Raw genomic sequence first — 25,452 nt, 5'->3', positions numbered from 1 at the left:
TGTTTACGCGGTTTATAGCCCTTTTTTACGTTTTTTCACCTGTGCCATATTCTGCCATATTCTGCCAATTTTTTGTTACACTTTTTTAAATTTGTAACAAAAATTTTGTTACAACTTGTAATATGGACAATTTAAGTATACGATTTGTTTTTGATAGGCGAAATGAAATAGCAAAGGGTAAAACGGTAGCGCCTTTGCATATTGAAGTTAGACAAGATAAATCTACGAAACGAATATTAATACCAACGGGTATCAAATTAAAATCTACTGAATTTACACCCAAAAACGGATTTACTTGTAAGAACCATCCTAATGCATCTGCTATAACCGCTAAGGCTCATCGGATATTTAGAGATATTGAAGCATTTGTTTTATCGGAAAACTGTAATTCCTTAGAAGATGCCAAAAACTGGAATAAAGATGAATCTTTAACCCATTCAATAGTTGAATTTATTTATTCTGAATTAAAACGGCGCGATCCGTCTTTATCTGTCATAGAATATAATAAATCGTTTATGAGAAGACTTAAAGATTTCGGAAAAATTAAAGTATTTGCGGATTTAACCTACAAAAATTTATTAGAATTTGATGAGTATTTAAGACAGTTTATTAAATCTTCCCCTACTCTTTACAAACGTCATAGTTTGTTTAAGGGATATATTAATGAGGCGATTAAAAGGGGACTTTGTAAATCTAATCCCTACGATTTATTTAAAATTTCAAAAGGTAAGTCTAAGAAGCCTGTATTTTTAACTCCTGATGAAATTGACTGTATTTATTTATTTGAATTTGACAACCCTAAAATTGACAGAGTCAGAGAGTTATTCTTATTTCAATGTTATACCGGTATGTCATATGCTGACACTCAACTATTCAATAGTGAATATATCGTTGAACTGGACGGGTATAAAGTTATTCGGTCTAATAGAAAAAAGACCGATGAAAGTTTTATATCATTACTTTTACCGGAAGCCGAAAGAGTGTTAAAAAAATTTGATTATAAACTACCTAAAATAAGCAATCAAAAATATAATGATTATTTAAAAATAGTTGGTGAATATGTCGGACTTACTAAAAAACTTACCAGTCACGTTGCTCGTCATACTTTTGCCACGTATTTACTTAATAAAAGTATTCCTATTGAAACAGTGAGCAGAGCTTTAGGCCATTCCAATTTAAAACAGACACAACACTACGCTAAAATGATGGGTAAAAAAGTGGTTGATGATATGAAAAAATTGATAGAGTGATAAATTAATTAATTACTCACATTTTGAAAGAAGAATATCTTTATTATTTAAAACATTTTTAATTTCTGATACAATTTTTTTATAATTCACCTTTAGACTGGAAAAACCATTTCTAACCAGGAATTTAAAAAAAAGCTTACTAATAAAAATTAAAACGGAAAGATTATAAGTACTTAAGATTGTAAGTTTTTTTGATGTATCATTAAATTGATCATAAGCTTTTAAAAATTCTTTATTTTGGATTTTAATTACTTCATTTATATTCTTTTTATCTTTTGAATACTCTTGATCTTCTAAAGAATTTAGAAAAATAATTATTTTTATTTTAAAGTCTAGAAATTCAGGATTAACAACTATATTTTTAAATATTTTTAAAAATTCTATGTCTTCTTTTTTTAAATATCCCTTGTTTTGTATATAGGTAAGTTCCATCTTATCATAATTTGTAACTAATATATTCATGTTTTAAATGAAAAGTAATACAAAGATAAAAATATATTTATTTGATTTTTAAATATTTAAAGTTGTAGCGCTAAATTTTTCAAAATAATCTTTAATAAAAATATTAAGAATTAGCATATTCCATTTATGACATCATAAAAAAGAAAAGCCTAAATTATTGAAATTAGGCTTTATTTTAATTAAGAAGAATAAAAGTTATTTATACTTCAAATACATTCATATCATAAATCTATTTCAAATATATAAATAAATATATTTTTAGCCAAGAAAAAGATGTTTTAAATTGTGCGAAAACTATTCATTTTAAACAAAATATAAAAATTTAAAGCCTTATAAAATTATAGCTTATACCAACGCCAACGGTTGGAGTCCATCCGTTTTTAAAGTCGGTGCCATAGCCGCCAAAAACACCGATACCAACGGGTTTTATTTTGCTTTTTTTATTCTTGTAAATCCCTATTTCTTTGTCTTTTTCATCGATAATTAGTTTTGACAAATTTAATTGCTGTTTGTTTTTTTCTAATTGAATGTTTTGGATGTCTACTAAACTATCGCATTGATACGCTTGTTCTTTCAATTGTTGGACATCTTTTTGGCAAAGGGTATCGTTGTATTGCTGTATTCGTTCTTCTGTAATAAGAGTAATTTTTTCTTTTCCTTTCAGGTATATTTTTTTTACTTCTTGTTTTACTTGCTCCAACTTATCGTATTCTTTCTGTAGGCTGTCGTATTCTTTTTTGTAGGTTTTTACCTTTTTTTCTGATACTTTAATTTCTTTTTGCTGTGTTTTAGTGATAACTTTTCTTTTACCGGCGTTATAAGACGTATAACAGGCGGCAAATATCATCACGAGCATTCCAACGGTAAATATGAATTTTTCTTTAGATTTCATTGGTTTAAGGTTTTTTCAACTCAAAATGAGGGTCATCGCACATCTTCCAATCGCCCCCCCATTCTACTGTAATATTTAATTCTTTGGACGTTTTTTTTATGTGTTCTGCTATGGCTTTTAATCTTTTTCGTACTTCCGGTCCTTCTCCTTTTTCTCCTGTTTGTACGGATCCATTGTAATAAGGATATAAGTCTAACGCATAGCCGTAACCGTCGGCCTTCGCTTGATGGTTGGACTTGTTTTTCTCTCCATCGGCATAAGTTATAATTTTGCCCTGCTTGGTTCGTCCCCGTGCGAAAAGTTCTTTTTGTTCTTGAGTGGACCGCAGCCCTTGAGTTATGGTGAAATCGTAAGGACTGTTTTGTATGGCCACAACCATTACGGTTACCAGGTCCGGATGTATATCTTTTAGGTTTTTATAGCTCCTGCTACTGAATTTATTCATATTCTAATTTTTTGATGTTTTGTTTTTTCTTGTTCTTTTTTTATGGGCTTTGTCTTGATTTTTTACTAGATTTTCTACGGCGGCTTCTTGTTGCTTTTTACTGTCTTCTTCTATTTCTTTTTGCGCAACGGCCAATTCGTTTTTAAGTTGGTTTAGTACCTTGTTTTTTCTTTCCTCCGTATTCAATAATTGTTTTCTTTTCGCTTTGATGCTCGTTACGTTTTTGCTTGTCATGGTTTTTATGGAATCGATATTCGGCAACTCAGAAACAGCAAAGCGGTTTTTCTTGCTTGCTGTATTTCTGTGATGCGTCCTATACTCTAAAGGGTAAGGCTTGAGTAAATAACAAAAAAGGAGTACTACAAGGGCCGATATGATAATTTTTAGTTTCATACTATTTTTCTTTTTTTAGTTTTTTTAATCTTAAAATAGCTTCGTTTGCTTCTCTAATTATTTTTTCGTTATCTTGAATATCTTTGGTTATATGGTGATATTCTTTTTTGGTTTCGCCTAAGTATTCTACCCATTTCTCATAACATTTTTGGTTTTGTTCTATGTACTTTTTTTCCAGTTCATCGTATTTTTCATCTTTTTTCTTCAGTTCTAAATAATACTCGTCTTTTTCCTCTTCTCTGTTTTTGTCGCATTCTATCTTTTCTCTTTTTTTATCTTCCAACTCATCGTGGAATATATAGGCGGGGATGAGCATTAAGGCGCATACTAACAGAAATAAAAATTCTTTTTTGAAAGCGTTGGTTATAAACCAATCGCCGAAAGATATTATTTTATCTATTATTTCTTTCATTTAATTTATTTTCTCTCAATTACTTACGGGCGGTATCTAAATTTTTAAGCAGGGATATGTTAACGTTATTTGTACTTTGCTGTTTTTGAAATCGTTAAAGGAGTCATATACTCCTTCGAATTCAGTATTAGAAATAGTTACGCTACCATCCCAACAGTAATAATCCAGCTCTCTGAGGGTACTTCTGTTTCCCATGACCGTCCCCTTTCTAACGACATTTATTAATTGGTTTACATCGGTCTTGCCTTTCAATTCTTCAGGGACTTTAAATAAAGTTATTACCTCAGTTTCTTCGGTGTCGTCAATGTCTATGGTTGCCGTGATTACGACCAAATTTCCTTGTTTTACAGCTAAAAAAGAAGTTACGTTGGTTTTCGGATGAAAATTCCAGTTGAGAGTTTCTTTGCCATAATTTTTTTGATTTATGTATGGGTAATCTTCAGGGGCGGGAGTATAATCGGTTGCCTTTTCTCCAAACTCGAATTTATACTTATACGAGCGTGGAGCTGCTATTCTAAGATAAAAAGCTTCTGTTGGTCTTTTATAGGTAAATACTGAATATCTATATCCTTTGATTTCTATACGATCGATAATTTTTTTGTCTTTATCATAAAAGGCAATAATCGGATTTTTTGTTTCGCATGGATCCCAAAATTTAACGGTTATTGCGCCGTAATCTTCAAACTCAATATAATTTGTTACTAATGTACCCCAAACGCGTATAATTTCTCCGGTTTCTCCTATAGTACCGGTTAAATCCTCGTTTTCACATTTTTTTTCATACCAAAGGTTTTTTCCTCCTATACGAACATTTTTAACCGCTTTAATATCATATGCTATTTGTTTAAGAGTTTCTAATAATCGGTTTGCAAAAGGTTTTAGTGCAAAGGTCTGCATAAGGTAATTATTTTAAGGCTTCTTGATAAACATTTAGTGGATCTTCTGTTTGGAAATCAAGTACAAAGTCTTGATAGGAAGGAGCATAACTTGTGGCCCGATTGCCTTCTTCAAGCTGCAAGGCGGCAAAAAGGATCCCTGAAGTAACGTTAACTCTTGATTCTACACGAAATAACGGATCATTGTTCGCACTGTTATCGAATTTAACCGTTATAGAAAATCGTTGCCATTCTTGGGTGAGTTTATTAATGTCTACAATTTTCGACCCGCTGTTTGTGGCCCCGTAAACGTATAATTCGCCGTCCATTTTGGAGGTATCTTCTATGGTTTTACAATAGAATGAAAAGGTATAATCCACGCCTTTTTTCAGTCCTTGTATGTTTTTTTTCTGGTATGACATGGCCGAATAATCACGTATAACCTTATAAACCGTTGCATCTAAATATTTTTCATCGGTTATTTGTGCCGCATTTCTATTGCTCCAATTTTTATAATTGGTTGAGTTTTTTAATAAATTAACCGCACCTATATTTATTTCTTCTTGTTTTTGGATTTCCATGTCCTCCGGTGCAGGGGTATAATCGGTTGCTTTGTCTCCAAATTCAACTTTGTATTTTCCTTTTTTCGTTAAAGGACGCGGGGTTGATATTCGTAAATAAAGAGTATTTGCAGGGATATCAACAGTGCTTTCTGTATAGGTATTCCCGTTGAAATCTACTTTTTTGATAAATTTTTTATCTTTATCGAAAAAGGCAAGGGAGGCATAACCGGTAAGGGGTTTTTCCCATACTTTAACGGTTACTTTTTTGTAATCTTTAACTTCTATAAAGTCAGTATAAATAGTATCTGTGGAAGTAGAAACGGATCCGTTATCTGCTATTGATCCAAATAATTTTTCTTTTTCGCATTTTCCTGCATACAGTAAATTTCTTGTTCCGATTCTGACATTTTTTAGATTTTCGATTTCTTTTTCTACCGTGTTTACCGTTTGTTTTTCTTTATCGGTAAAGGCATTGGTATTTGCATTGGACTCGTACATTTCCTTTATTTGGGACGCTGTTAATGCGGCAGATGTTCCCGCCTGTTTGGTCCATGCAAAATCGTTAGTGTCCCAAATGTAACGAGATACTTTTTTTCCTTTTCCTTCGTCTACATCGGCATAAAATCCTCCTTCTTTAGATGGGTTCCACTTTTGGGCGTTGGTTTCGGTTTCGGGATAAGCCGCACACAAGGCTTCAAAGGAAGCGTAAGTTCCTAAATATTTATTGGAAAGTCCTTTTAGTTTGTCTTTTTCTTGTTTGGTAAAGTTTTGCTCTGAAAGGCCTTTACCTGCTTCTTTGTCTACTTTGTTGTTAAGAGTTTCATTTACTTTTTTAGAGTTATTACCTATTAGTCTAAAGGTTTCATTGGCTTGTTTAAGCCATTCGGAGAGATTTAATAAGCTCATAGTTTTTTATTTTTTTAATAATTCTTCTTGATATATTTTTAAGGGATCTTCCTCTTGATAATTAATGGTTTCATTTAACCAGGTTGAAAGCACTAAAGGAGACCATAAAACAGAGGTTGTGGACACTCCGGCTCTTAATTCTGCCAACGTTCCGCTTGCTGCAGTTCCGTTGTTTTCACTTACCCTCCCACCTCCTTTTTTAAAAAGTATTTTATTTAATTCTTCTAAAAGATTTTGTAAGTCTGTAAAGATTTTTTTATTTACCATGATTTCATCTATACCACCAATTACCAGGGTTTCATTGGGGTAATCAATAGAATACACTTTGATTTTTTCAACAAATTCATGATTAGATCCACTCCCTGTTATCTTTACGGCTTTGTATCTTTTAGGATACGGTAACTTATATTTCTCATTCTTATTTTTAAATTGAAAATGAGATTTTTTAAGCTCCTCTTCTTCGTATGAATTAAATTCGTGCATTTTTTCTCAAAAATAATTCTAAGAAAAACGATTTATTATCGTGTATAGTAATTATTTAGTAATCATCTTTAACAATAACCTCCCTGAATTTTTGATTGAAATATTTTTGAATAAAATATATAACATGTATTCTATCACATATAAATTTAATGGCATTAATTGCAAAGACTTGGGTATTGTAGTTTCTCAGTCTTTCGGACTAACGGATATGCCTAAACCTAAAGAGCTTTTAACAGCCAATTGGCCGGATGAACACGGTATCGAAGTCGATTTAGCTAACAGAGTTTTTGAAGCGAGGATAATTAAACTTAATTGCTATATGAAATGCAACAATGAAGAAGATTTTATTTCAAAGTCTCAACAATTAAATAAATTGTTTTTAAGTAGTTATAGTAAAGGACTAGTAAGTTTGGTTATTGAGTTCCCTTATTCAAAACCGCTTGTATATGCAGTATATCTTTCAGGAGAAATAAACCATACAAAAAAATGGCGTAATGGAACATTTTTTTCAACGTTTACTCTTGAATTTACAGAGCCCGAACCCATGAAATTGACATATGCCGTTAAACCGGAAACTAGAGAAGTTAAATTTAATTTTAACAGTATTCAGAAAAATACCTTTATAACTCTATACACCATAAAAGAAGAGATCATGTCAGTGCGAAAAGATGTAGCATTAAGTGAAGGAAATGATCAACTAACCGTTTATCTCAACGCATCAAATAATTTAAAAAATCGGGGATATATTATTTTAACTTGTAATAAAGGGGTTAATGCACTCTATTTTCCCTACCCTGATGATTGTATACTGTTAACCCGTGGAATCTAATAAGAAAAAATAGTATGAATAATTCACAATTTACTGTATATAGAAGTGCTAACGGCGCTTTTCAAACATATTGTTTAAACTCCTCAACAAACGTTTCTCAGGTTACATCAGCAACACAAATTACCACATTATTAAGTGATGATATAGTTAACATGACTATAATCAGTGCAACTCCGATTGATTTTAGAATTAACGACTATATATATGTATTCGATAAGATTTATAAATTAAATTCTATTCCTTCAATAGTCAAAGAAAGCTCAAGGAAGTTTACCTACCAAGTTAAATTTGAATCTTTGCAATATGATTTATTAAAATGCACGTATCTTATTCCTCAAAGTAAAGGAGACATAGACCTAAAAGGAGATTATTTAGTATCTGATTTAAGAGGATTTGCGGAAGTTATTATTACTAATACACAAAGAGTATTCGGTAAACGTTGGAGGCTGGGTGAATGTCCTACAAATACAGAATATAAAAACCTTTCCTTTGATGGACAAAATTGTCTACAGGTGTTGCAAAACTTGTGCGATGAGTATGATACGGAATTTGAGATAATAAGATCTACTGAATTTCATACCATAAACATTAAAGAAATAATTGGAAATACCTATCCTTTCACTTTTCAATATGGCAAAACGGGCGGATTATACAATTTATCAAGAAATAATTGTAATAATAAATCTTTAGTAACTCGATTATTTGTTTACGGAGGCACTAAGAATTTAAGTACAAAATATCGTCAAACCAAACTATGTTTACCAAATAAAAATAAGGTAACCTCTTATTTAGAAGAAAAAGAAGCCGTTAATAAGTTCGGTATCATTGAAAATGTTGTAAACTTTGATGATATTTATCCTTGCCGCACGGGCAAAGTAACTTCTTTAGGAGGTAAATATTATCAATTTTGCGATGCGGAAATGTTTAATCTGAATGAAAAAGATGATCAAGGTACTCTGTGGTTAATTGAGGGGGCTAACGCTAAAGTACATTTTCAAACCGGTAATTTAGCGGGTTATGAGTTTGACGTGCACTCTTACGATGATAAACAAAAAATGTTTTCTTTAGTTCCTTTTGACGATGATAGAGGGTTAAGGTTACCCAATGAAGAAAGTCCCGCCTTTCAAATAATGCCAGGAGATACGTATGTATTATTAAATATAAATTTACCTCAGAATTATATTGATGATGCGGAACAAAGATTACTAAAAAAGGGTGAAAAATACTACCAACAAAATTCACAACCTTATGTAGAATATTCTTTAGTTATTGATCCTTTATTTTTAAAGAAAAGAGAAGGAGAAGGATCGATAACCAATTTTTTCCAAGCCGGAGATTTAATAAAAATTAAAGATGAAGATATTAATGTTAATAAAAGTATACGAGTAAATTCATTTTCAAGAGACCTGATAAACCCTTATAAATATGAATTGACTATATCAGACACGGTAGAAACCAATATAATCACAAACATATTGGAGAATGTGATTAAAAATGATACAATTATCAAAGTAAATAATTTAAAAGATCCCGCTAGAATTAGACGTAATTGGCGAGATACTGAAGAATTGAAAGGATTAATATTTGACCCCGAGGGTAATTATTATACCGAAAAAATTAAGCCCGGAAGTATTGACACCATGATGTTATCGGTAGGTGCAAAATCTATGCAGTTTGACTTGATTAATACCCTGTTGGAGGCAAACTATCAAGGTGATTACAATGTTATAAAGGTTACGGGTGGCAGTTTGGTGCACTACGCAATTGAACAAGATATCAAATATTGGAATTTAGGGTCAGGCACTACCAATTTAACTAATACTAATGCTTATTATATATACGCTCGATGTGAAAAAAAGGGGGACAATGGAACTCTTATTTTTTCTCAAGATCAAATTAAAGTTGATGATGACTCTACCTATTACCATTTCATTATCGGGGTGTTAAATTCAGTACAAGACAATGTACGGTCAATTTCTCTGACGTATGGAAGTACTACTATAAACGGTAAATTTATACGAACCGGTAAAATTACTTCTTCAGACGGAAGCTCTTTTATGGACCTGGACAACAATCACCTTAAATTTGGAGACGATAATGCATGTATTGAGTGGAACAGAAATAATGACAGAAAGTTGGTTATTAAAGGGACTATAGTACAAAGTCCTTCAGGAGATGAAAATGTTATTGGAGTATATAGGGGCGAATATGATAACTCGAAAAAATATTACGTGGGTGATGAAGTTACTTATTTAGGTTCTTCTTATCGAATGATTAAAGAGGCCAACCCTGGAAATACGCCCACCAACAGATCTTATTGGACTATTATATCTAAATCCGGTAAAGACGGCTATAACGGAAAAGACGGGACAAATGGTAAGGATGGTGCAAATGGTAAAAATGGAACGGATGGCAAAGACGGCTTAAACGGTAAGGACGGAAAAGATGGTAAAGATGGTAAAGATGGTAAGGATGGTAAAGACGGAAAAAACGGTTATAACGGTCCTTCATTAGTTTTCAGGGGTGAATATAAAGACCATACGGTATATAAGGGTACCCAACTTATTGTTGAAGTAGTTAAGTTTGGAAATATGTATTATATGACCAATATTGATGCCGGCGAATTTGCTAATGTTTGGCCCTTAGCTACTCATAAATGGACTCCTTTTGGAGCTAATTTTGAAAGTGTCGCTACAGATACTTTATTAGCCGAAAACGCTAATATTGGGGATTGGATAATCCAAAACGGTAAAATCACTTCACAAAATAAAACGTCACAAGGATCTCCTAAGGCGCAATTAAACGGGGTTAACGGGGGTATAACTTTTAATTCTAATTCAGATGTCATAACAAAAGAAGGAAATGTAAAGAATGTTCAAAATTCTATAAATATCAGTTCTTCGCCTGCTAATTCTATATCTATAACAGATACTGAAGGACATTACACGCATATCACAAATGAGGGGATAAATAGTTTTGGTGCAGGAAAAGTTATTGTTACTCCAGCCCATTACAGAGTTCTCGCAGGTATAGCGGGATATTCGAGAGAAGCTCGTAAAAATAATGGAATAACTGATAGCGCTGCTATAATTGGTCTTAAATCAGGAGTTTACGGTGGTGATTACATGGATTCTTGGGGGGGATGGTTTGAAATGCTGAAAGTTATAGGACTTTATACCTCGATAAAAACAATATCTTCTGATTACCATGTAGCATCTTCAGACGTTATATTAATTCATAAAGGAAGCAGAAACACGGTTTATTTTAATAGTGGCACTCAAAAAGGCCAATTAATAATAATAAAAATTGATTCAACGAACACTCTAACCCTTTCAGCTTATTTTGGAGGCTCGAATAATTCAATTCATATAGATCCGCAAAAATGTGAATTGGTTTTTATGTTTTTTGACGGGGATAGATGGTATGCCAGTTTGATACCAAAAATTAGATAAATTATAAAAATATTTATTATCTTTGTATTGAACTTTACACAAGATGTTAATAACATCTTTACAATTTAAAAGCCTTGTAGTCATAGAAAAGGACCGCAAGGCTTTTATTTTTCATTAATTTGCACTTTTCATTATTTTTACTATTTAATCAGGTTTAGATTAACTTTAAGCAAAGCCCTTTAATATATTCCAACCAACAACTTATAGATACTTGCATCAAAAGTTAATTAATTTAAATTATTAAAGCTGTTTTTTAAAAAATAACTACTCATTTTGTACGTATCAACTTGTTTCCAATCATGAAAGTTGGAATTTTGATTTTTTGACAGTACCTTTTCATAATAACCCATTGAAAAGATTAATAATTCTAAAATTACTGTATTATTATTTTTTAACCAGTTAAATTTTTCATTTGATATAGTGCCTTTTTTATTAAGGTACAATATGATTTTATATAGTTCGTTTTCGTTCATTTTTTTTAAGTATTTTTATTAAAAATTAAAAGTAAGTTTAAATTATGCTGTTTTTAAAGTAGAAATTTGGTGATGTATAAACTCCCTGCCTTTTTCTGTCCATACCGTTAACATACACGTCCTTTCAACCCCGTCACTACCTTTGTACAGGGTAGTTTTGGTTTTCGTAAATCCTTTGTCTTGAAACTTATGGTTCAAAACCCATACACCCGCTTGCTTATACTGTATTTTGTTGTCTGCTAAAATTTTGTTTAACGTCCTTGCGCTCATTCCGAGCTCTTTGGCTATCAAATTTGTGTTATAGGTACTTTCAGAATTCAGTACGTTGTTGTAATACTCAACTTTGGGCGCTTGTTTTTGAAGTTCTTTTTCTTGTTTTTCGGATTGTTGTCTTAAATATTCAGTTTGTTGCCTTTCTTGCTTTAATTGTGTAGCTAACCCTATAACTAGATCAGGGTTTTGTATTAGTTCGTCTATCTTTTGAGGGGTTGCCGTAAGACCGTGTCTTAAGAGTTCTTTTATTCGATCATTACACCATATAGCAAATGAAGGATTTAACCATCTTGCTAATTCTATTGCTACATCTTCATGCAGCCATGTGCCTTGCATATCGGGTATTCCCCCGCTTCTAACTATCACTAAATCAGCCGTTACGATTTTCTTCGTAACGCTCAAAACTTGTATAAACTCTTTAGTTGATTGTAATTTCAACCAATCAGTAGGCCGTTTATTGAAGACTTTGGCCATTTCTGTTGCATTGATCAATAGATTATTCCCTTTCTGAAATTTTACGGAAATGTTGTTGTAGTTGAAGGTAACTACATTTTGTTGTGAGTTATGCATAATTAAAATTTTAAATTTAAAAACCCGTACGCTGCATAACTCACATACTGAAGGTATAAGATGTCACCGCTCCAAACGGCTCGTACGGGCTTAAATATTTTTTGGGATTTTTTACCTCCAAATACATTATGTGTGTTATGCATGACAAATGTATAAAATTTTTCAATTCTTACAAATATTTTTTTTATCTGTTTAACTATACAACTAAAACCATAGCGGTTCATTATGTACATAGGGTTTGTCTTACCATTTGATGCTTTATAACTTGATTCAAAGGACATTTGGAGTACAGCCAAATTTTCGGCGCTACTTAATAATTCTCTAATTGATAATTTTTGAACTATCCGCAATGCAACTCTTTGGTGCGCCCATGTACCTCTTCCATTTTCAACTCTCAATAAATCAGTAGCTATAAAATTTTTTATAGCTGACAATTCAATAGCATATTCTTGTATTTCTTTTGAATTGACAATGGTTGATAAGTTTTTATTAGGAAATGCTTTTGCAAATTCTGTTACATTCACCATGATATCACCATTTCCAAACTGAAATGTAATCTTGTTTCCATTAAAAATAAATATTTGATTTTCCATAACTATATTAGATTTAATTTAAAGAGTTTCAAATAATTCTAAGTTTATTTTTTTATACCTGTTTAATTTTTCTGTATTGCTCATATCTTTATGTTTATTTAATTGCTATTTAAATTTTATAACACAAATGTAAATAACATTTAAATATTAAACCAATAACAAGTGTTAAATTTTTGTTAATTATTTAAATATAAATTAAATTATTACCCATTTAATAAAATAGTATTTAAATTTGCTTATAATAAAATATACGAAATGATCAAACTACGAGTTAAAGAGATATTAAAAGATAAAGGAGTTTCTCAGAAAGAATTGGCTGAAAAATTAAATATGACGGAGACAGGGTTATCTATTTCAATAAATGAAAATGGTAACCCTCCTTTAAAAAGATTAGAGGATATTGCGAATATTTTAGAAGTAGAACTTGTAGAATTATTTACACCTATAGATAGTAATACAAAAGGCTACATAGAACATAATGGAACTATTCATAAAATAAATTCTATCCAAGATTTAAGAAATCTTTTAGAAGACTTTGATGGTGAAAAAAGAAATTCAGATTATAAAATATAAGTAGTTAAATTTAAAAACCCGCATGCTATAAAAAAGTAAAAATGCTTAAAAGCTAATAACCTATAAAGAATTGATTAAAAATGTATAATTTTTCACAACAAATAGATGATGATATGCCTGATTTTTATTATGTATATAAAACTGTATATGGTTATATCTCTAAATTAGGAAGTGATTCCTTAAAATCAAATAAAAGTTATGTTAAGATAGATACTTATCCTGAAAGTATCTTAATTAAAGATCCAATCTTGTATTTAAAATTAATACCTTTATATAAAACTGATAAAATAGCTATGAAGATAAAAATCAAAAAAAATGCAAAAACGGGCCATGATATTTATGCTGAAACTACTAATAATTTTAGAGTATTAGGAAAGGGTAGTTTAATTGACAATCTCAAAGAGCAAGGGTATATAAACTTAGAAAGAACTAAAGGCTCTAAAACTATTGATGATATTTTAAAATCTATTTATGGATACCAATAAACCTATAAAGCAATTTTTTTATACTAAATGAATACTTATAAAGAATATTTCAGCAAATTAACAGATATTGAAAAAAAAAATAGTCCTAAAGAATTGTATTTTAAAGGCAATTTTTCTTTACTTAGTAAAGGGCGCCGTGTATCGATTGTTGGATCTCGAAATATTTCAGAATTAGGAATAAGAAGAACAAAAAAAATCGTAAAATTTTTAGTTAATTCCAATATTACTGTTGTTAGTGGTTTAGCTCAGGGTGTAGATGCATTTGCTCACTCTACCGCTATGGATAATAATGGTAATACAATTGCGGTAATTGGTACACCTCTTGACAAATATTACCCGAAAGAAAACAAACATATACAAGATAGAATAGCTGCAGAACAATTATTATTATCACAATTCCCTGAAGGTTATCCAATTAGCCCTAAAAATTTTCCTATAAGGAATAGGACTATGGCTCTTATAAGTGATGCAACCATAATAATTGAAGCATCTGAAAAAAGCGGAACAAAACATCAAGGTTGGGAGGCATTAAGACTTGGTAGAAATCTTTTTATAATGGAGAATATTATTAAAGATGGTAAAGTAACTTGGGCCAAAGAAATGCTTGACTATGGTGCAGAAATTCTAACCAATAAAAATTATGAAAATTTAATTGATGAAATACCATATTTAACCTCAAAAGAAGAATGTATATTTTGATTTTTCTACTTATTTAGTATATACTCCTAAAGGGGTAACTCTGAGCGTCTAAACATATTTTTTTTAAGCCTATATTAATTATTTAGAAGTAAATCGTTAATATCTTTCCCATCGAAATGATCTCCTACTATATCTCTTATATCTTTTAATGCTTTTGTTAGTGGAAGTGATTCATTTTCTATAATTCTTTCAATGGTAAAATCAAATAATTTAAAATTTTTTATCGAATATTTTGCTTCTCCCTCTAATCCAACTAACGATGTGGAGTATAAATAATCTTTTAACTTTAAACCTATACTCTTAGATATTTTTATGGTTATAGCATGATCATTTGATAAACGTATTTTGGCAGCTGGTTGTTTCCCATCATACAAATGTTCAACTTTAACGTAAATTATAGTATAATCATTAATAAGGTTTATGTATTTAGTTTGTATAAACTTATTCATCCTAAGAATAGTATTTTTACGTATATCTCTAATTTTAATAATAATTACTTAAAGCTATATTATTTTTCAGTTACCACATAATATATTTTATTATCACTACTTAACGATCTGGTTGCTTTTAAAAAAACTCTGATTTCGGGGGTATCCCAGTAATATATATCATTAAGTGTAGAATAATTATCTCCTGGAGTATCCAAATATTTTTCTGTCTGATTAGAATTCAATATTCGATCTGTAAAATTTGTTATTAGCCTAGTATCTCTTTTCACATCACTGATATTGTTTGAGTAGTTTAACTCGTAAACCAGGCCTTCACTTGTTTTTTGTTTTTTTATTTGTTTATTATAAATCTTTTTTAGTTCATATTCTAGTTTACTTTTCTTAGAAAAATGACATGAAATCATAATCAGCACTAAAATAAACAGTATTATTATATTAAATTTTTTCATATCATAAAGGTTCATTGTCGGTAACAAATTTTGCGATACTATCATAAATTATTGACATTTCTAGACCTATTTTTTTGAATTCAGAAGTCATTGAGCTCGACGGATTATTCACTATAGAATCAATTTTTTTTAACTTGTTGAAAATTTTAGTCAAATCACAATAGGCATCCTTAAATTTTTTCGGAGGATTTTTAAGATTTTGAATTTTATTTTCAATTTCTTTCTGTTTAATAGTCATTGAGTTTAATTGAGGTTTTAATTTATTTTTAGTTAAATTAAAAATCTCGACACTATCTTTAACAAAGAACAGATTTGATTCATCATTAACAACATATATATAGGTATCTACATAAATACCCAATATATCTACATATTTAGTATCTAATAATACAATTTCAACATATGTGTTTTTAAATTCATTATAATATTCATTGGTGTAATCTTTATCTTTGTTAGTACATGAGTAAAAGACCAAAAGTACTACAAACAATAAAAAGATCTTTTTCATATAATTAATTTTGCACTCAAATATATAAAATTTACTTTATTTTATCTCTAATAAAAATATTATTTTCATCTCCATTGATTATTTTAAAAGTAGATTGATCGAATTTATATAATAGTACTATGGCATTCTTACCCACCGACAGATCTACATGAGCAATATGCTTTAAATAGATCCTTACCACATCATACGGCTTGACATGTAAAGTGATCGTTGAATCTCCGTAAAGAATGTTTTGTTCTTGAGCTTCAAATACCCCCCTGCTGTCTACATAAACCCCGTAAGGCTCACCTTTCAACTTAAAATGTTCCATAATTTCATAAGTAGGAAAATCTTTTTTCATACAAGGTTTAATATAATCGAATAAAACGTGGGTCAATTCTCTAACGGTCCGGGCATTCTCAAGATCGTTTAATGAATCTTCACAATGCCCTCCCATTTTTAGCATGATATTTTTTATTTGTCTATTATCCATTTTTTTTATTTAATAGAATAATCCTTTTGCTCGGGCGCTGTCCAGTCCCGAATTAGATTTAATATATTGTACCATATCACTCATCATTTTTTCCATGGAATTTAATTTAAAGGTGTTCATTTCAATTTTACTCATCAATGTAAGTTGGTCTCTCAATAAATTAAAAGAGTTTAATTGATTCATGCGAATGGCATTCAACTGTCCGGCAATTAAATTTGCCGTATCTTCACTCACTCCTTTAATAGCTCCTGAGAGAGGATCCATATCTGCAGAGTTAATGTCTTTAAAAAAATTTTCAAACTCCGTAAGCGCATTAGTAAAACTATTTCCAGCCTCGCTCAACCGGTTTTTCCATTTATCAAAATCAAACCCTGATAAGGAATTGTTATTATTACCCATATAGTCAGACATATCCTTAACAAATTTGTCGGTGACCGGTTCTAATATGCGCAATTTAAGCGCGTTTTTAACGGAATTAGCAATGACCTGCTTAAACGTCTTTTCAAAATCTTTGGCCGCATCCTTACCCTCTGAAAAAGCAGTCGTAAAAACATCTGCCAATTGGTTTGCTACGTCTTTAAAATTTGTTTGGGTGAGGGTTTCTGCTATATTGTTTTGAATGTCGATGATTTGATTATTAATTTCATTTATTTGATTTTTCCAATCTTCAATCGCTCCGTTGTCGCGTTTTTTGCTTTTTTTCTTTTGCTCATTAGCTATTAACTCATTGAGTTTTTGTTGTTGAGATTGTAAATTTTGGATTTTATCCCGTTGCGTTGAGTAATAATCCTCTCCTACCGCCCTGCCTACTTCACGTTCCAAATTTGAGAACAACCGCTGTATTTCTGCTAATTCAGATTTTAATTGTTTCGTTCTTCTTTGCAATTTTCTTGATTTGCGATCAAAGGCATCAGAAAGCGTACTGATCAGTCCCATAGCTCCACCTATTATTTGCGCCGGATTTTTATTTAATATACCCGAAATAGCCTGCATTCCTCCTTCAATTCCTTTGACGACTTTATCTAAATCTTCGGTATTATAGCCTAAATCCTTTAATCCGTTGGAAACTGCCTTTAAAGACATTATTGCATTCTCTTCAAACTCTTGATACGCTTTTTTTAATTTATCAAGCGCCTTGGATTTATTCATATCACCTTCGGCATCCTTGTATTTTTTAATAGCCTTTCTAAGATTGGTTAAAGGAGAAGAAATAGAGGCTTCGTAATCGTCTAATTGGTTGGTTAGATTCTTTTTAATTCCTTCATCACTAATATTGGCGATCATTTCTTTCATCTTCTTCGTGCTTTTCTTAAACACATCTAAAGACACATCGCCCATCCCGTCAAATAGATTTTGCCAAACATCAGAACCTTGTATTTCCGAGGCGTCTAATTCTCCGATAAGTTTGTCTTTAGTCTTTTCTATGAGAGGAATCAATTCTAAATATCCTTTTTCTCTTGCAAGCAATATATTTTTCTCGGCTTCTTCAACTATTTCTTTTCGTTGAGTTTCAAAAGTTTTGAAATTTGCCAATAATTTATTTAAAATATCCTGCTGTGTTTTTTCGGATTCTTGATTGAGGAAATTAAACGCTTCATTTTTTTGCTCACCAAAAATATTAATCGCTCCTTCATTCAATTTTTGTTTGAATTCTGCAATTTTTTCCACATATTCAAACAAGGACCGGCTTTCATCTTTTGCTCGGGCTATACTGTCCTTTAATTGCTCAAAGGATGATTTTATACCTTTAATTTCATTAATTCTGTCCGTAAGGACGGATAGTTGATTGCCTTCAACTAAAGTTAATTGGCCTCCCTTATTTACGATATTGGATTTTTGTTTTTCCAAATATTCTAAAAATGTATTTCCGTTTTTTAGTAAATCGGAAAATTGCTTATCGGCAGAATCTTTACCCAAATTCTCGATCCATTTATAGTAATTAGAATACTGTTGACTCTTATAGGCCAATTCTTCATCAAAACCCCGTATTGCCAGATTAAAACGGATCTCTTCCACTTTTTGATCTGCTTCTATCTTTTTGTCGGAAAGCTTTTTAATAAACTCCTTGTTTTTTTCTTCATACGCTGTTTTTGATATAATGTCATCAATTTTCCTGGATACCTCTTCCCAATACTTTAAAGATCCGTAAGGATATTCTTCTTTCTTAGTTTTAGTCTTTCTTTTGGATGATTTTTCAACGGAAATATTGTATTTATCTAACTCTTTTTGTGCTTCTTTGATCAGTTGGGTGTATTCTTTAAAATCTTTTTCTTGATTGGAGGTCCTGCCCGAGGATGGCAACGCTTCCAGTAATTTGGTGTACTCTTCTTCTCTTTTTTTCCAATATTCCTTATTTTTAGTTGCTGCAGGTGATTTAAGAGCTAATAATTTTACGTCGACACCGCTTATCTCTTCTAATTTATTTTTTAAAGCATAATTGATGGGTGATAAATAAGAAGGAATAACCGAAAATGAATTTCCTAATTTATCTACCTCGTCTTTAGTTTCAATAATTAATTTTTTTTGTTTCAACAGACTCTCAGTCCCTTGATTTACTAAAGATATCTTTTTTTCATGCGATAAATTCTCTTTATTCAATACATTTTGATTATCCAAAATAGCCAATGCCTGGTCTGTTAAAATTTTCTTTTGCTCTTCAAGGTATTTAATTTTCTCTTTTTCCGATAATTCTTGATACGCAGCCTCTTTGGCGTTTTGCTCGTTAAGTTTTTTTTGCTCTTTAAGTAATTTTAATTCTTCTTCTTGAGCCGCAAGTAATTTGGTTACATGAATAATTTCAAATACATTTTTGTCATCTTTTACCGTTCTTTCATAACGTTCTCTTAATTCTTTAATTTTGTTTTCCACTTCTTCAATGCCTTTCGTGTTTATCTTAACATCGGCATCATCCATGGCTTTATTTAAAATCTTTTGTTGCTCTGCCGCACTTTTGGCTTTAAAAGCATGAAGATCTAAGTTTCGTAAATAGTCGGGGTATAAGGCTTTTAATTTATTGAAAGCTTCTACTTGAGCATAAATGGAGTTTGTTTGTGAATTGATCGTATCGACCCATCTTGAGGTGTTTTGTCTTCTTTTTTGTCCTTCTTCCAATCGAGCATTTAATTTTTTTTGCGCTTCTTCTTGAGCGTTAGTGCTGTCATGCAAGGCCCACATAGTAGCGGTTAATCCGACAATAGTGGTGGTAATCAACACAAAAGGATGAGTAATCAACGCGGCATTTAAAGCTTTTTGGGCCACGGTTTCAGCCGCTAAGGCTACCGCTCGGGACTTTGAAACTACAGTCAATCCTTGAGTGACCCTGGACAGATTAACTACGTTTGCAATCATAGTTGTAGTATCTTTGGCTTTTTGAAGTGTATTATCGAGCATTAATGCGGTGCGATAAGCCCCGTAAGTACTGATAAGTGTAGTTAAAACTTTAACTAATGCTTCATAGTTTTCAACTAAAAAAGCAGCGGCCGAAATTCCTCCTGAGAGTATACTTTGTGTTTTTGTGCCTATATCATTTAATGCAACATCTACCGCATCAGAGAGTTTTTCCCGTAGCCCTACCAACGACTCCGTTTGTTTGATCATCAAGTTATGGAATTTTCCTCCTTCTGAAGACATATTTTTAAGCGCTTTTTGAACCTCAGGAAATCCTACTTTTCCGGCTTCAACCATTTCGTTTATTTGGTTGGTATTAACTTTTAGGACCTTAGCTAATTCCTCGTAAATAGGGATGCCCCTCCCCGCAAATTGCCTGATGTCTACCGCATACGCTCTTCCTTGTGTCCTCAACGTACCGTATAAATACGCCAGGTCTCCGATTGGTTGAGATACCCCTGATGCAACATCCCCTAACATTTTGAGTTCATTGCGCACTTCATGTGCGGCACTTCCATATGCTAACAGCTGTTTTGCGGCTTTTGCGGAAGATTGCAACCCAAAAGGAGATTCGGAAGCAAAACTTACCAATTCGCCCATTAATTGGTCGGCCTTTGCCTTGCTTTGAAGCATAACTTCAAATGCTATTTGGTTTTGTTGAAATTCTCCTCTAACTTTTATTAATTGGTTGGTAAAGCCTTTCAAGGCTGTTAGCGAAAAATAAGCGGCAACCCCTGTGGATAGAGATTTAAAATACCCGTTCATTTTAGAGGTTTCATCTTTAACGGTATTAGATAAATTTTCAACATCTTTTTTAGTTTTATCGATACCCTGAATGGTTGCTTTAACAGGTTTATTGGAAGATAAATCTTTTATTTTTTGCTTCGCCGTCTCTAATTCTGTTGAATATGCGGTTACAGCAGACTTAGCATCGATAATTCTGTTTTTTAGTTCGTTCCATTTTTTGGACCCTTCGCCAAAAGTTTTCTGTTGATATTTAAAGTTTTCGATCTCCTTATACAACTCTTTAATATTTCTTTTGGCTTCTTCCATAATAACCCGCTGCTTAACCATTTCGTTACTCACACTGTTTCCTGGAGCAGGAAGGATTAATTTATTTAAATTTACCCCGTATTTGGAAGCATTTTTTTGTATTAAATATTCTAACCTTTTACCGGAATTTACAACTGCAGTATCTAATTTAGAAAAATCATCCACGGCATTATTGGAAAAATTTTTAATTAAATCTTCCCCCTGTTTTATCGCTTTTTTTATAAGGCTTAGATCAATTTCAGCCGAAAAATTTAAAGCTCCTTCGTTATTGTTCATTATAGATTTTTATTTTGTTGATTTAGCATATAATTTATAATATCCTCATCCGTTTGATAGGACACCTTGTTAGATTGAGAGGTAGACGGAGTCTTTGATTCGTTTGTGTCGTATTCATAATTTGAAGCGTCTATCATCATTCGTTGAATGATTGGCCAAGGAATAACCTCGTTCATTTCTTTCCATGTAAACCCAAAGTTTTTTTTAATTTCTCCCCTTATCCCGTATAAAGATTTTAAGCCTCTTTGTTTTCCTCTATCGGAGTCGGGATCGCTGTCCTTAGCGGGGCTAGTAATCTGATAGAGTTGGTAAAATCCACTAAATTTCCTATAGTATTAATCAATAGCGCAACCTCTACCAGTTTTGAAGGAGTTAATGAGCGGTAAAAAAGCCCTGTATAATATTTCAATTTTTTTTCATTCGTATATTCCATGCCCAGAACGGCAATAGCAACAATCTTTGCTAAGACAATCGCCTTTTCTCTAACTAAGGATATAGCTGCTTTATTTAGCTGCAATTGATCTTCATTATCTAGTGAATTTTCATATTCTAACTTCAAATATTCTTTAGATAGCCTGTCTAAGACCTTTAATACCGGTTGTTTTATAACAAATTTTTTTTCTTTGCTTATTTTTATTGTTTTATACGTTGCGGGTAAGAATGAAAATAGGCCCTCTCGTTTAATCTTTTCTTTTTTTATATATTCCACAGGAATTGAAAATTCAACTCCTTGATTTAACAGCAAATCGTATTCTTGTCTTTCTGCTTGTAGTTTTTGAGATATATCCATGGTTGTATATAGTTAAAAAGCCTATATAGTAGGGTTTATATAGGCTTATTTACATGATTTTTTTATTTTTTATAAATTTTATTGCGCTAAAACTGTAAACCCAACGTTTACCGAGCCTATATACCCTCCCCCTGCTTTTTCACTAATTGTGGCGGAATTCTTGGTTATATTGGAAACTTCAACGTTTGAAGTATCTACTAATGGGTTTAATTCATTTACTCGATTTAAAATGGTCTCAGCGTTATTATCCTTGAGCTTTCCTAAATCAGTGCTTTTTAAAATTGAATCTAACCTGATTAAGGGTTTAATAAATTTCTGTGTTTGCCATTTAGGTACACCTTCTTTAGTTGGTTCAAGTATTGTACACACCAAGTGTATTTGCATCAGTTCGTTCTTTGTAAAAGAACCGGATAATTTCGGCATTATGGATACTCTAGGATAAGCAAATATATATCCCTTTTCAGGAGTGATTTTACAGCTCCATTCTTTTGCTTCAATTTTATTTGGTGCACAATAAATGGCCTCGTCTCCCGTGCCTTTAATAGTTCCACCAAAAAGTTTTTGTAACGTTTCTAAATTAAAGTTCATTAAATCAAACTCAAAACTCTCTTTCCCCGGTACTGTTATTGAATCAATCGCCGTATCTGATTCTTCTGAATAAAAATCTGTCGTATCTCCATCTTCACTGTTAAATGTGAATGTTTCGCGTCTTGTATATCCCAATCGGAACCACTGATTAGTCATTCCTCCATCTGTAGGAATGGTTCCAAATTCTATTTTTTGGAGTCCCCTGGTTGTTGTCTTATCTGTTGCCATTTTCTATTATTTTATTTAAAATATGCTTTATAACTTATAAATTGAATTCTTATATTTATATAATGATTATTAGCGGTATCCACATCTTTAAGGGTATTTTCCCAAACTATATATAAGTTGTAATCCTCATTATAAATTTCATCTATTTTATTTCTTACTAATTCATTTAACTCGTTCAGCCTTTTTAAATTTGGCTGGTTTTGTATTTGATTTTTGTATTTTATTACCAAATCAGGAACATGAATATTAAGGTTATATGTCCCCTTTTGTATGTCTCCGGTTGAAAGTATTAAAGAGTTAATAACAATATCTTCTTTATTAGAGTTTGCCGGACGTTGCAGTTTATAAATTCCTCCGGTTAAACAGCCTTGTAAAGAGTGTATTGTCTTGAAAATTAAATCAAATACATCTATATTGGTTCTCAACTTATTAACTTGTTTAGATTGGTAACCATTTTTGGAAGCTCCCGTCTGACTAATTCTTCAGAAGAAGTAAGGACATTATACCCTTTACTTTCCACGTATACGGCATAGTTCATCCCCGCTACTACTATTAATGAATACGAGTTTTTGGGTTGTTCTGCAGCTAATTTTAACGCTAAACTCTCGCCTTTTTCAGCTCCCTGCATATTGTATTCTGCTAAACCATGACGGTTAAAACCTAGTTTTTTAACCACGCTTCCATCTTTAACAATCAGGTAACCTATGGAAGAACGCAAGTTATTGGTAATGTTTTTATAGCGCCCGTTATTTCTTGCCTCAATTACAGCTTGTTCTCCTAAATAACTTAAATTCATTAAAAGAATACTTTCTACCTTTTCAGTGTATTTATGAAATTGAGCCCTTATTTCGCCTAAATTAAATTCTGGTTTTAAACCCATAGTCTTGTATGTAATTGATCCATTCGCGAATACATCACAGGCAACTCCTGCACCCTTACGGATCCTTCTCCATCTATCACTCTAATAAGCGTTCCTTGAGTCACCTGTTTTGTACCCTTTGGGCATTGTATCAATGCCGTATATAAATAATTAACACCATCTACACCTTTAATAACTTTACCGTTTCCGGCTTCATCCCTGCAATAACAATAATGTTTCCATTCAGTTTTTTGAGGTTGGTAATCACCGTTGCCATCCCGAATAGACTCAGCAATTACAAGTATTTCTAATTTATAGGGATATTGCATTACCATAAATGGACAGCACTTATTGTTGAACTTGTAAAAAACGTATCGTCTTCGCCTAATTCTTTTGCTAATGAAGAATACCACAACCGTATTGCTTCCATGTCCCAAGAAATGGAATAACCACCCTCAGACAAAGTTTTTTGCTTTGGAAGATATATGCTGAATTCTTTAAAGAGTGTTTTTTTCAAAAGCAACACATCTTCTTCGGTCTTTACTTCTTTATCGGGTGAAAGTTTTTGATTTATTATGATTAAATCAACGGTTGCAATCTCAACTCCAAATGGAGCTAACGTTGCTAATAAGTATTCTTTATAAGTCATGGGATTATCTAACTATTTTTCGGTTTTTAAACTAAATATCCCGTTAATTGAATTAAATACCGGTAAGGCTATGGTTTCTGCTTTAATAAAATCGGTTTGATTTGAATTTTGTTTCTCACCTACTCCCCATTGTGCTATTCGAATTCGTCCGTAATTAGAATATGTTACCCCGTCATCCGGCTTTAATTCGCTATTAGTGTATGAATTTTTAATAACGCCTAATTTGCCCTCAGGTACAAATACCAAGTTTTTACCGTTAAAAGGACTTATTGTTTTTAATGACCCGTCCTGTAAACGTACATTTGTTTGGCGGCGAATCACTTTAAACTTCGGTAATTCATTGCTCTCCATAAATCCATTTAATTGACTTAGTAAAAGCGGACTGTTACTTTTATCCACGCCAAAAATAACTTGCTTTAATTTTTTTGACTTCAATATAAAACTTAGTTTTGCTTGAGAAATCCATATTTCAGAAAGTTTTATATTTTGGGCCGCATCCACTACTCCCTGAATATCTTCAAAAGGATCCACGGTATTTACATTAGATTCCACCCACTCTACGGTTGCGACTCCTTTGTTGGAGTCAGGCATTTTATAATCAATACTCGTTTTAATCCCTTCAGGGTTATTATCTGCATTTATATTATAAATTCCTTCATTGGATAATGCCCCTAAAAATATCATGTCAAGTTTTGCTTGTACTCCTTCCACTGCATCTTTAACCGTACCGAACATGATTCTCATTAATTCATTATTTTTTTGTTGATCGTTTAAAAAACGGCTGTTTATCAATTCTAATACTTTTCTGTACTCTTGCACCGTCAACGGAAAAGAATGTGCGTGTGTAAGATTTTTTGCACTAAGTGTACTCAAACCTTGAGGTCCTCGAATCGGCTCTTTAGCGTTTTCATCTATAGTCGCAGCGGCAATCGATAAACTATATTTACCTATAATTTCTTCAAAGTTTAACCCAACAGTCGGGATATCCCATGGCAAATAATTTTCGTAAACAGGTAAGTCAAACAACAATTTATTTTGTCGCGAAGCTTCATCTATGCGTATTTGCACTCTTTTAGTTAATCCTCCAAATATGGAGCTATATAAAATTGGTGGCAT

29 protein-coding genes are annotated in these 25,452 nt (G+C 31.9%); 6 read left to right on the top strand and 23 right to left on the bottom strand.

Going from position 1 to position 25,452, the window contains the following annotated elements; all coding sequences use genetic code 11:
• Positions 1-122: 122 nt before the first annotated feature.
• Positions 123-1,250, top strand: a complete 1,128-nt coding sequence (locus J3U20_RS01370; protein ID WP_160578724.1) for a site-specific integrase — start codon at positions 123-125, stop codon at positions 1,248-1,250.
• 12 nt (positions 1,251-1,262) lie between these two features.
• Here the strand turns inward: J3U20_RS01370 and J3U20_RS01365 are convergent, their stop codons facing one another.
• The 8 genes from J3U20_RS01365 to J3U20_RS01330 all read right to left on the bottom strand — a co-directional run bounded on the left by J3U20_RS01365 (position 1,263) and on the right by J3U20_RS01330 (position 6,681).
• Positions 1,263-1,712, bottom strand: a complete 450-nt coding sequence (locus J3U20_RS01365; RefSeq protein WP_160543332.1) for a hypothetical protein — start codon at positions 1,710-1,712, stop codon at positions 1,263-1,265.
• Positions 1,713-2,034: 322 nt separating this feature from the next.
• Positions 2,035-2,604 (bottom strand): hypothetical protein, encoded by a 570-nt coding sequence (locus J3U20_RS01360; RefSeq protein ID WP_160543331.1) that lies wholly within the window; start codon positions 2,602-2,604, stop codon positions 2,035-2,037.
• Positions 2,605-2,608: 4 nt separating this feature from the next.
• Positions 2,609-3,049 (bottom strand): M15 family metallopeptidase, encoded by a 441-nt coding sequence (locus J3U20_RS01355; protein WP_160543330.1) that lies wholly within the window; start codon positions 3,047-3,049, stop codon positions 2,609-2,611.
• 3 nt (positions 3,050-3,052) lie between these two features.
• Positions 3,053-3,283, bottom strand: a complete 231-nt coding sequence (locus J3U20_RS01350) for a hypothetical protein (protein ID WP_160555778.1) — start codon at positions 3,281-3,283, stop codon at positions 3,053-3,055.
• A gap of 160 nt (positions 3,284-3,443) precedes the next feature.
• Positions 3,444-3,854: a hypothetical protein gene (locus J3U20_RS01345; RefSeq protein WP_160543328.1), complete on the bottom strand. Its 411-nt coding sequence runs from the start codon at positions 3,852-3,854 to the stop codon at positions 3,444-3,446.
• A gap of 36 nt (positions 3,855-3,890) precedes the next feature.
• A complete protein-coding gene (locus tag J3U20_RS01340) occupies positions 3,891-4,751 on the bottom strand; it encodes a hypothetical protein (RefSeq protein ID WP_160543327.1) in 861 nt (286 codons plus the stop codon).
• A 7-nt stretch (positions 4,752-4,758) separates the two neighbouring features.
• Positions 4,759-6,198 carry a phage head spike fiber domain-containing protein gene (locus tag J3U20_RS01335; protein ID WP_160543326.1) on the bottom strand — a complete coding sequence of 480 codons (1,440 nt, stop codon included), beginning with the start codon at positions 6,196-6,198 and terminating at the stop codon, positions 4,759-4,761.
• A gap of 6 nt (positions 6,199-6,204) precedes the next feature.
• A complete protein-coding gene (locus J3U20_RS01330; protein WP_160543325.1) occupies positions 6,205-6,681 on the bottom strand; it encodes a hypothetical protein in 477 nt (158 codons plus the stop codon).
• A 124-nt stretch (positions 6,682-6,805) separates the two neighbouring features.
• Between J3U20_RS01330 and J3U20_RS01325 the strand changes: the two genes are divergently transcribed.
• Together J3U20_RS01325 and J3U20_RS01320 are read left to right on the top strand one after the other, a co-directional pair.
• Positions 6,806-7,510, top strand: a complete 705-nt coding sequence (locus tag J3U20_RS01325; protein ID WP_160543324.1) for a phage tail family protein — start codon at positions 6,806-6,808, stop codon at positions 7,508-7,510.
• Between the two features lie 14 nt (positions 7,511-7,524).
• Positions 7,525-10,962: a phage tail protein gene (locus tag J3U20_RS01320; RefSeq protein WP_160543323.1), complete on the top strand. Its 3,438-nt coding sequence runs from the start codon at positions 7,525-7,527 to the stop codon at positions 10,960-10,962.
• Between the two features lie 515 nt (positions 10,963-11,477).
• Here J3U20_RS01320 and J3U20_RS01315 read toward each other — a convergent pair.
• Together J3U20_RS01315 and J3U20_RS01310 are read right to left on the bottom strand one after the other, a co-directional pair.
• A complete protein-coding gene (locus J3U20_RS01315; protein ID WP_160543322.1) occupies positions 11,478-12,278 on the bottom strand; it encodes a phage antirepressor KilAC domain-containing protein in 801 nt (266 codons plus the stop codon).
• Between the two features lie 2 nt (positions 12,279-12,280).
• Positions 12,281-12,871 carry a KilA-N domain-containing protein gene (locus J3U20_RS01310; RefSeq protein ID WP_160543321.1) on the bottom strand — a complete coding sequence of 197 codons (591 nt, stop codon included), beginning with the start codon at positions 12,869-12,871 and terminating at the stop codon, positions 12,281-12,283.
• Positions 12,872-13,126: 255 nt separating this feature from the next.
• Between J3U20_RS01310 and J3U20_RS01305 the strand changes: the two genes are divergently transcribed.
• The 3 genes from J3U20_RS01305 to J3U20_RS01295 all read left to right on the top strand — a co-directional run bounded on the left by J3U20_RS01305 (position 13,127) and on the right by J3U20_RS01295 (position 14,628).
• Entirely contained in the window at positions 13,127-13,444 is a 318-nt protein-coding gene (locus J3U20_RS01305; RefSeq protein WP_160543320.1) for a helix-turn-helix domain-containing protein, read from the top strand.
• 80 nt (positions 13,445-13,524) lie between these two features.
• The gene (locus J3U20_RS01300; RefSeq protein WP_160543319.1) at positions 13,525-13,929 is read left to right on the top strand and encodes a hypothetical protein; all 405 of its coding nucleotides are present in this window, start codon (positions 13,525-13,527) and stop codon (positions 13,927-13,929) included.
• A gap of 27 nt (positions 13,930-13,956) precedes the next feature.
• Positions 13,957-14,628, top strand: coding sequence for a DNA-processing protein DprA (locus J3U20_RS01295; protein ID WP_160543318.1), 672 nt, complete (start codon positions 13,957-13,959; stop codon positions 14,626-14,628).
• 74 nt (positions 14,629-14,702) lie between these two features.
• Here J3U20_RS01295 and J3U20_RS01290 read toward each other — a convergent pair whose 3' ends face one another.
• From J3U20_RS01290 to J3U20_RS01230, 13 genes are all read right to left on the bottom strand, one after another.
• Complete coding sequence (locus tag J3U20_RS01290; RefSeq protein ID WP_160543317.1) at positions 14,703-15,077, bottom strand: hypothetical protein; 375 nt, start codon at positions 15,075-15,077, stop codon at positions 14,703-14,705.
• 59 nt (positions 15,078-15,136) lie between these two features.
• A complete protein-coding gene (locus J3U20_RS01285) occupies positions 15,137-15,346 on the bottom strand; it encodes a hypothetical protein (RefSeq protein ID WP_160543316.1) in 210 nt (69 codons plus the stop codon).
• A 181-nt stretch (positions 15,347-15,527) separates the two neighbouring features.
• Positions 15,528-16,034 (bottom strand): hypothetical protein, encoded by a 507-nt coding sequence (locus J3U20_RS01280; RefSeq protein WP_160543315.1) that lies wholly within the window; start codon positions 16,032-16,034, stop codon positions 15,528-15,530.
• A gap of 31 nt (positions 16,035-16,065) precedes the next feature.
• Positions 16,066-16,506, bottom strand: a complete 441-nt coding sequence (locus J3U20_RS01275) for a hypothetical protein (protein WP_160543314.1) — start codon at positions 16,504-16,506, stop codon at positions 16,066-16,068.
• 9 nt (positions 16,507-16,515) lie between these two features.
• Positions 16,516-21,222 (bottom strand): tape measure protein, encoded by a 4,707-nt coding sequence (locus J3U20_RS01270; protein ID WP_160543313.1) that lies wholly within the window; start codon positions 21,220-21,222, stop codon positions 16,516-16,518.
• Entirely contained in the window at positions 21,222-21,398 is a 177-nt protein-coding gene (locus tag J3U20_RS01265) for a hypothetical protein (RefSeq protein ID WP_160543312.1), read from the bottom strand. The genes J3U20_RS01270 and J3U20_RS01265 overlap by 1 nt, the downstream gene beginning before the upstream one ends.
• A 59-nt stretch (positions 21,399-21,457) precedes the next feature.
• A complete protein-coding gene (locus tag J3U20_RS01260; protein ID WP_160543311.1) occupies positions 21,458-22,012 on the bottom strand; it encodes a hypothetical protein in 555 nt (184 codons plus the stop codon).
• 78 nt (positions 22,013-22,090) lie between these two features.
• The gene (locus tag J3U20_RS01255) at positions 22,091-22,828 is read right to left on the bottom strand and encodes a hypothetical protein (RefSeq protein ID WP_160543310.1); all 738 of its coding nucleotides are present in this window, start codon (positions 22,826-22,828) and stop codon (positions 22,091-22,093) included.
• Positions 22,829-22,839: 11 nt separating this feature from the next.
• A complete protein-coding gene (locus J3U20_RS01250) occupies positions 22,840-23,253 on the bottom strand; it encodes a hypothetical protein (protein WP_160543309.1) in 414 nt (137 codons plus the stop codon).
• Positions 23,250-23,708, bottom strand: a complete 459-nt coding sequence (locus tag J3U20_RS01245; RefSeq protein WP_160543308.1) for a hypothetical protein — start codon at positions 23,706-23,708, stop codon at positions 23,250-23,252. Before J3U20_RS01245 ends, J3U20_RS01250 begins: the two co-directional genes overlap by 4 nt.
• Positions 23,699-24,022, bottom strand: a complete 324-nt coding sequence (locus tag J3U20_RS01240; protein ID WP_105297645.1) for a hypothetical protein — start codon at positions 24,020-24,022, stop codon at positions 23,699-23,701. Before J3U20_RS01240 ends, J3U20_RS01245 begins: the two co-directional genes overlap by 10 nt.
• A complete protein-coding gene (locus J3U20_RS01235; protein WP_105297646.1) occupies positions 24,016-24,336 on the bottom strand; it encodes a DUF6706 family protein in 321 nt (106 codons plus the stop codon). The genes J3U20_RS01240 and J3U20_RS01235 overlap by 7 nt, the downstream gene beginning before the upstream one ends.
• A 12-nt stretch (positions 24,337-24,348) precedes the next feature.
• Entirely contained in the window at positions 24,349-25,452 is a 1,104-nt protein-coding gene (locus J3U20_RS01230) for a major capsid protein (protein ID WP_160543307.1), read from the bottom strand.

Source organism: Apibacter sp. B3919 (assembly GCF_026537405.1).
In the GTDB taxonomy this organism is placed as follows: domain Bacteria; phylum Bacteroidota; class Bacteroidia; order Flavobacteriales; family Weeksellaceae; genus Apibacter.
This window is presented reverse-complemented; position numbering and strand designations above follow the sequence as displayed.